General features: G+C 58.9%; 5 protein-coding genes and 3 tRNA genes. 7 read left to right on the forward strand and 1 reads right to left on the reverse strand.

Annotated features, from left to right (window positions below; all coding sequences use genetic code 11):
* Positions 1–125: 125 nt before the first annotated feature.
* From alaS to AB4Z20_RS04090, 6 genes are all read left to right on the forward strand, one after another.
* Positions 126–2,747: an alanine--tRNA ligase gene (alaS, locus tag AB4Z20_RS04065; RefSeq protein ID WP_214509502.1), complete on the forward strand. Its 2,622-nt coding sequence runs from the start codon at positions 126–128 to the stop codon at positions 2,745–2,747.
* Between the two features lie 89 nt (positions 2,748–2,836).
* A complete protein-coding gene (locus tag AB4Z20_RS04070) occupies positions 2,837–4,078 on the forward strand; it encodes an aspartate kinase (RefSeq protein ID WP_014339802.1) in 1,242 nt (413 codons plus the stop codon).
* A 184-nt stretch (positions 4,079–4,262) separates the two neighbouring features.
* On the forward strand, positions 4,263–4,451 hold the full coding sequence (gene csrA, locus AB4Z20_RS04075; protein WP_003178872.1) for a carbon storage regulator CsrA: 189 nt from the start codon (positions 4,263–4,265) through the stop codon (positions 4,449–4,451).
* Between the two features lie 62 nt (positions 4,452–4,513).
* Positions 4,514–4,604: transfer RNA gene (locus tag AB4Z20_RS04080), tRNA-Ser, on the forward strand.
* 106 nt (positions 4,605–4,710) lie between these two features.
* Positions 4,711–4,787: transfer RNA gene (locus tag AB4Z20_RS04085), tRNA-Arg, on the forward strand.
* A 72-nt stretch (positions 4,788–4,859) separates the two neighbouring features.
* Positions 4,860–4,936: transfer RNA gene (locus AB4Z20_RS04090), tRNA-Arg, on the forward strand.
* Between the two features lie 40 nt (positions 4,937–4,976).
* Here the strand turns inward: AB4Z20_RS04090 and AB4Z20_RS04095 are convergent.
* The gene (locus AB4Z20_RS04095; protein WP_253478638.1) at positions 4,977–5,492 is read right to left on the reverse strand and encodes a cell envelope protein SmpA; all 516 of its coding nucleotides are present in this window, start codon (positions 5,490–5,492) and stop codon (positions 4,977–4,979) included.
* A 322-nt stretch (positions 5,493–5,814) separates the two neighbouring features.
* Here AB4Z20_RS04095 and mgtE point away from each other — a divergent pair, with 322 nt between their 5' ends.
* Positions 5,815–7,257 (forward strand): magnesium transporter, encoded by a 1,443-nt coding sequence (mgtE, locus tag AB4Z20_RS04100; RefSeq protein WP_003204768.1) that lies wholly within the window; start codon positions 5,815–5,817, stop codon positions 7,255–7,257.
* Positions 7,258–7,576 lie beyond the last annotated feature (319 nt).

Genomic DNA, 7,576 nt, shown 5'->3' on the forward strand with positions numbered 1-7,576 from the left:
CAGTTTCTATCGTATAAACACGCTGTACCCCACGCGCAGGGCCGATATAATGCGGCCCTTTGCCGTTGCTTCGTCTGTTGACGTTTTGCACAGGCCTTTGGCCGCAGCCTCCGTGGAAGAACCTAATGAAAAGCGCAGAAATCCGTGAAGCCTTCCTTCGCTTCTTCGAAGAGCAAGGCCACACCCGAGTAGCCTCCAGCTCTTTGATTCCGGGCAACGACCCGACCCTGCTGTTCACCAACGCGGGGATGAACCAGTTCAAGGACTGCTTCCTGGGCCAGGAAAAACGTGCCTACACCCGTGCGGTGAGCAGCCAGAAGTGCGTGCGTGCCGGCGGTAAGCACAACGACCTGGAGAACGTCGGTTATACCGCTCGTCACCACACCTTCTTCGAAATGCTGGGTAACTTCAGCTTCGGTGACTATTTCAAGCGCGACGCCATCACCTTCGCCTGGACCTTCCTGACCTCCGACAAGTGGCTGAACCTGCCCAAGGAGAAGCTCTGGGTAACGGTCTACGCCACCGACGACGAAGCCTATGACATCTGGACCAAAGAGGTCGGTGTCCCGGCTGAGCGCATGGTGCGCATTGGCGACAACAAAGGTGCGCCTTACGCCTCCGATAACTTCTGGACCATGGGCGACACCGGGCCGTGCGGTCCGTGCACCGAGATTTTCTACGATCACGGCGCCGACATCTGGGGCGGCCCACCCGGCTCGCCGGAAGAAGACGGTGACCGCTACATCGAGATCTGGAACAACGTATTCATGCAGTTCAACCGCACCGCCGATGGCGTGTTGCATCCGCTGCCAGCGCCGTCGGTCGACACCGGCATGGGCCTGGAGCGGATCAGTGCGGTGCTGCAGCACGTTCACTCCAACTACGAAATCGACCTGTTCCAGAGCCTGCTGAGCGCGTCGGCCCAGGCCATCGGTTGCACCAACGACAACCAGGCGTCGCTCAAAGTGGTGGCCGACCACATCCGCTCCTGCGGTTTCCTGATTGCCGACGGTGTGCTGCCTTCCAACGAAGGCCGCGGTTATGTGCTGCGCCGGATCATCCGTCGCGCCTGCCGTCACGGCAACAAACTGGGCGCCAAGGGCAGCTTCTTCTATCAGATCGTCGCGGCATTGGCGGCCGAGATGGGCGAAGCCTTCCCGGAACTCAAATCCCAGCAGGCGCACATCGAGCGCGTGCTCAAGGCTGAAGAAGAACAATTCGCCAAGACCCTGGAGCAAGGCCTGAAGATCCTCGAGCAGGACCTGGCCGAGCTCAAGGGCAACGTGGTCCCGGGCGATGTGGTGTTCAAGCTGTACGACACCTACGGTTTCCCGATGGACCTGACCGGCGACATCGCCCGCGAACGCAACCTGACCCTCGACGAGGAAGGTTTCGAGCGTGAGATGGACGCCCAGCGGGTGCGTGCGCGTTCTGCCAGCTCCTTCGGCATGGACTACAACAGCCTGGTCAAGGTTGATGTGGCCACCGAGTTCACCGGTTATGCGGGCACCACCGGCTCGGCCAAGATCGTCGCCATCTATAAGGATGGGCAATCGGTCGACATCCTGAGCGAAGGCCAGGAAGGCGTGATCGTGCTGGACAAGACGCCGTTCTACGCCGAATCCGGCGGCCAGATCGGCGACAGCGGCTACCTGCAGGCCGGCAGTTCGCGTTTCGACGTGCGTGACACCACCAAGACCGGCGGCGCCTTCCTGCACCACGGCGTGCTGGCGTCGGGCAGCCTGATGATCGCCGCCCCGGTGGCCGCCCATGTCGACGCCGACGTTCGGCATGCCACGTCGCTGAACCACTCCGCCACGCACTTGCTGCACGCTGCGTTGCGCCAGGTGCTGGGCGAGCATGTCCAGCAGAAGGGTTCGTTGGTGGACAGTCAGCGCCTGCGCTTCGACTTCAGCCATTTCGAAGCCATCAAGCCTGAGCAGCTCAAGGCGCTGGAAGAAATCGTCAACGCCGAGATTCGCAAGAACTCCCCGGTGGAAACCGAAGAAACCGACATCGAGACCGCCAAGCGCAAGGGCGCGATGGCGTTGTTCGGCGAGAAATACGGCGACAACGTGCGCGTGCTGAGCATGGGCGACTTCTCCGTTGAACTGTGCGGTGGTATCCACGCCAACCGCACCGGCGACATCGGCCTGATGAAAATCATCAGCGAAGGTGGCGTGGCATCCGGCGTGCGCCGGATCGAAGCGGTCACCGGCGCGGCGGCCCTGGCGTACCTCAACGCGGCCGAAGAACAACTCAAGGAAGCGGCAACCCTGATCAAGGGCAGCCGTGACAACCTGATCGACAAGCTGTCGGCTGTGCTGGAGCGCAATCGCCTGCTGGAAAAGCAACTCGAGCAGTTGCAGGCCAAGGCCGCCAGCGCTGCGGGCGACGATCTCTCGGCCCAGGCCGTGGACGTCAAGGGCGTGAAAGTGCTGGCCGTGCGTCTGGACGGCCAGGATGGCAAGGCGCTGCTGGCGCTGGTCGATCAACTGAAAAACAAACTCGGCCGAGCAGTGATCCTGCTCGGCAGTGTCCATGAGGAAAAGGTCGTTCTCGTCGCAGGCGTGACCAAAGACCTGACTGGCCAACTCAAAGCCGGTGATTTGATGAAGCAAGCCGCTGCGGCAGTGGGCGGCAAGGGCGGTGGTCGTCCGGACATGGCGCAAGGCGGTGGTACCGACGTCGGCGCACTGGACGCGGCACTGGCCCAGACCGTTGCATTTGTAGAGCAGGGTATTTAAGGCGGCGTCCCGGGCTTGCAGTCTAGTGGCCGGCCCGGTTGCTGTTGAGTGATTATTGGGCGCCCTTCATGGGCAGAGGCGGCTTTGAAATGGCTTTGATCGTACAGAAATTTGGAGGCACCTCGGTCGGCACTGTCGAGAGAATCGAACAAGTCGCCGACAAGGTTAAGAAATTCCGCGAGGCGGGCGATGACCTGGTGGTTGTGCTGTCGGCAATGAGCGGCGAGACCAACCGTCTGATCGATCTGGCCAAGCAAATCAGCGGCGACCAGCAACCGGTTCCCCGTGAGCTGGACGTGATCGTTTCCACCGGCGAGCAGGTGACCATCGCCTTGCTGGCCATGGCGCTGATCAAGCGTGGCGTGCCAGCGGTGTCCTACACCGGCAACCAGGTGCGTATCCTGACGGACAGCGCGCACAATAAAGCGCGTATTCTGCAGATCGACGACCAGAAGATCCGCGGCGACCTGAAGGCTGGCCGTGTCGTGGTCGTCGCCGGTTTCCAGGGTGTAGACGAGCAGGGCAACATCACCACCCTCGGCCGTGGTGGTTCCGACACCACGGGCGTAGCGCTGGCAGCGGCCCTCAAGGCTGACGAATGCCAGATCTACACCGATGTGGACGGTGTCTACACCACCGACCCACGCGTGGTGCCTGTGGCCCAGCGCCTGGACAAGATCACGTTCGAAGAGATGCTGGAAATGGCCAGCCTCGGTTCGAAGGTGTTGCAGATCCGGGCGGTCGAATTCGCCGGCAAGTACAACGTTCCGCTGCGCGTTCTGCACAGCTTCAAAGAGGGTCCGGGCACCCTCATTACTATTGATGAAGAGGAATCCATGGAACAGCCGATCATTTCCGGCATCGCTTTCAACCGCGATGAAGCCAAGCTGACCATCCGTGGCGTGCCAGACACCCCCGGCGTGGCGTTCAAGATTCTCGGCCCGATCAGTGCCGCGAACATCGAAGTCGACATGATCGTGCAGAACGTCTCGCACGATAACACCACTGACTTCACCTTCACCGTGCACCGCAACGACTACCAGTCTGCCGAAGCGATACTGAAAAAAACCGCTGGCGAGATCGGTGCCCGGGAAGTGGTGGGCGATACCAAGATCGCCAAGGTCTCGATCGTCGGTGTCGGCATGCGCTCCCACGCAGGCGTGGCCAGCCGCATGTTCGAATCCCTGGCCAAGGAAAGCATCAACATCCAGATGATCTCTACCTCGGAAATCAAGGTTTCCGTGGTCATCGAAGAGAAGTACCTGGAACTGGCCGTGCGCGCCCTGCACACGGCTTTCGAACTCGACGCTGCTGCCCAACCGGGCGAGTAAAGCGTTGTCTGGAGGGCGCGGCTGGACCGCGCCCTTTGTTTTTCTGAATGGCGCGTCCCAAAACTGTTCTTTTGCCCGCGCTGGTCAATACTAGGCCTGTAGGCTTCGACCGTTTCGGTTGTAGGTCCAATGCCTTTTTTTTTCAGACTGTTGTCCCTTAAGTGAATTGCGTGAGGAGAAAGGTATGCTGATTCTGACCCGTCGGTGTGCAGAAAGCCTGATTATTGGCGATGGCGAAATCACCGTGACCGTGCTCGGCGTCAAAGGAAACCAAGTGCGTATCGGCGTTAATGCCCCGAAAGAGGTTGCTGTACACCGCGAGGAAATTTACCTGCGTATCAAGAAAGAGAAGGACGACGAACCAAGCCATTAATTTTTATCGATTTTTATGTTTGCAAACGGGGATGAAGGTGGTTAATATACGCCCCGTGTTGCGGAGAGCTGGCCGAGTGGCCGAAGGCGCTCCCCTGCTAAGGGAGTACACCTCAAAAGGGTGTCGGGGGTTCGAATCCCCCGTTCTCCGCCATTATTTTTTAGTGCGTCAAAACCTGGCTTGATCAGTAAGTGCTTGAAATTACTGAAAAAAGCGCTTTACAAAAGGAATTGACGACCTATAATGCGCGGCAACAAATGCACTCGTAGCTCAGCTGGATAGAGTACTCGGCTACGAACCGAGCGGTCACAGGTTCGAATCCTGTCGAGTGCACCATTTAAGAGTTGTTTGCAGCAATGCAAATAACTTGGCTTCAACCAGTTGTGATCTGGTATAAAACCACAACCTGCACTCGTAGCTCAGCTGGATAGAGTACTCGGCTACGAACCGAGCGGTCACAGGTTCGAATCCTGTCGAGTGCACCAAACACCAAGAAGCCCGCGTTTTACGCGGGCTTTTTGCTGTCTACGATTTGCCTTTTACGCATCCCCTCTCATCGAACACGACCTCTGCGCTGCGGCGTTTCTTCGCCTTGTAGCTATACCGCGTGCTCGAATTCCGAACTTTGATCGAATCTGGCTTGCCCAGGGCGCTCTCTACGTCCTGTTGGCTCATGCCGGCGATGATGCGTCGGCCCAGGATGGCGTCGCGGCGTTGCCTGGCGTCGATGAGGTTCCCGCAGCGGTCCTGGAACTGGCCAACCACGGTCGGTTCCTTGCGCGTGGTTTTGTTGTCGGATGTTAGCCCGCGCTCCGCTTCAGGCAGCATCGCCTCGGTCGTCGGTTTGATTGTCGGTTCGGTCGAACCTGGGCGATACGGATGGATCTGTTGTAGCGACAGGGCTTCTCCCGGGCCGCAGCTCAGGGTGGTGAATGTCACGTGTCCTGCGACGTTTTCGCAGCGATGCACGGTCTGCCCGGCAGCCGATAAAGGCAGGCAGGGCAAGCAGGCGAGCAGGAACAGGCAGTGGTTGAGGTGCATCCGGTCGTCCTCCTTGACGGTGCAGAAGAGAAGGGTAGTCGCCGCATTTCTGCCGCGGCGTGTGTTTTCTTTTCTGGATAAGTCGTCGTAAGGGAACAGGTTCAGCCTGTGTTCAGGTTTGTCTCGCAAGCGCTTGTTCTTGCCATGATTTTTTAGCGTTTTAAAGCGTCAAGCGGTGTATGATTGCGCCCGTCAGCCCCGCCGGGGCTTTGGAATATCTCCATGGACTTACCCAGTAGTTACTCAATATTTAGTTTTGCCAATCATGAATTGACTGATTGATCCTTCCGGCGTGCTCCACTGCTGGGAGTGGAGTTCGCCTATGACCCAAGTAGATGTAAAAAAAACGCAGGAAAGCCTTCAGGATCGCCTCGCTCAAGTTGTTGAGCTGCTGCAGCGCCAGCGTGTCGTCGAAGACCTGACGCATCGCCAGGAAGGTCCGCATCATGACCGGGTCGAGAACCTGGTCCACCGGCAGAATCTCGTCGAGCTGCAACGCAAGCTCGATGATCTGCACTCCGCCGACGTCGCCTACATTCTTGAAGCCTTGCCACTGGAAGAGCGTCTGACGGTCTGGCAGTTGGTCAAGGCTGATCGCGACGGTGACATCCTGCTCGAAGTGTCGGACTCGGTTCGGGAAACCCTGATCGCCGACATGGATGATCACGAGTTGCTGGCGGCGGCCAAGGAAATGGACGCCGACGAACTCGCCGACCTTGCGCCCGAACTGCCGCGGGACGTTGTCCACGAACTGATGGAAGCCCTCGACGGCCAGCAGCGTGAGCGTGTGCGTTCGGCGTTGTCCTACGACGAGGAGCAGGTCGGTGCGCTGATGGACTTCGAGATGGTGACGATCCGAGAGGACGTCAGCCTTGAAGTGGTATTGCGCTACCTGCGTCGCCTCAAGGAACTGCCTGGGCATACTGACAAGCTGTTTGTGGTCGACTACGACGGCGTGCTCAAGGGCGTTCTGCCCATCAAGCGTTTGCTCGTCAACGACCCGGAAAAACAGGTGGCCGAGGTGATGGCCAGCGATCCGGTGAGCTTTCACCCGGACGAAGACGCCTATGATGCGGCCCAGGCGTTCGAACGTTATGACTTGATTTCGGCGCCGGTGGTCGACAAGAACGGCAAGCTGATCGGTCGTCTGACCATCGATGAAATGGTCGACTTGATTCGTGAGGAAAGCGAAAGCGAAGTCCTCAACATGGCCGGTCTGCGCGAAGAAGAAGACATCTTCGCCTCGGTCTGGAAATCCCTGCGTAACCGCTGGGCCTGGTTGGCGATCAATCTGATCACCGCGTTTGTTGCCTCCCGGGTCATCGGCCTGTTCGAAGGCTCCATCGAAAAACTGGTGGCGCTTGCGGCGCTGATGCCCATCGTCGCCGGTATCGGTGGCAACTCTGGCAACCAGACCATCACCATGATCGTCCGTGCCATGGCGCTGGACCAGGTCAGTACCGGCAACACTTCGCGATTGATGCGCAAGGAACTGGCTGTGTCCCTGATCAACGGCGTGATTTGGGGTGGTGTGATTGGCGTGGTGGCTTATCTGCTCTATGGCAGCTGGTCGCTGGGGGTGGTCATGACGGCCGCGATGACGCTCAATCTGTTGTTGGCGGCATTGATGGGGGTCCTGATCCCCATGACCCTGGCCCGCATGGGCCGTGACCCTGCCATGGGCGCCAGTGTCATGATTACCGCGGTGACTGACAGTGGCGGGTTCTTCATCTTCCTGGGGTTGGCGACGATTTTCTTGCTCTGAGTCGCTCATCGAGAAACCCGCCTGTTTGGCGTAATACTGTCTACATAGAAAAACGGCGCTTCTTTCAGAAATGGGAAGCGCCGTTTTTTTTTGCGCTTCTTTTGGGGGGTGTTTGATCGGTGTGTATATCCGTTTCTGCGGTAACGGCTGCTTATGGTTCCGCCCTGACGGCGGGTCACTTTCGAAAAGCCCGGAAGCCGGCCCAGTCGAAAGTAACCAAAGCGCTTCTGCCCCACCACTCGGTGCCTCGCCTAGGCTCGGCATGCCCTCACTCCGGCATTGCTCCGTGGGCCCGCCGCGAAGGGCCATCCATGGCCCA

This window comes from Pseudomonas sp. KB_12, assembly GCF_052114545.1.
Taxonomy (GTDB): domain Bacteria; phylum Pseudomonadota; class Gammaproteobacteria; order Pseudomonadales; family Pseudomonadaceae; genus Aquipseudomonas; species Aquipseudomonas brassicacearum.

Excerpts from the sequence above, each read along its gene's own strand:
- alaS (WP_214509502.1), top strand. The coding sequence starts at position 126 with ATGAAAAGCGCAGAAATCCGTGAAGCCTTCCTTCGCTTCTTCGAAGAG.
- AB4Z20_RS04070 (WP_014339802.1), top strand. The coding sequence starts at position 2,837 with ATGGCTTTGATCGTACAGAAATTTGGAGGCACCTCGGTCGGCACTGTC.
- csrA (WP_003178872.1), top strand. The coding sequence starts at position 4,263 with ATGCTGATTCTGACCCGTCGGTGTGCAGAAAGCCTGATTATTGGCGAT.
- AB4Z20_RS04095 (WP_253478638.1), bottom strand. The coding sequence starts at position 5,492 with ATGCACCTCAACCACTGCCTGTTCCTGCTCGCCTGCTTGCCCTGCCTG.
- mgtE (WP_003204768.1), top strand. The coding sequence starts at position 5,815 with ATGACCCAAGTAGATGTAAAAAAAACGCAGGAAAGCCTTCAGGATCGC.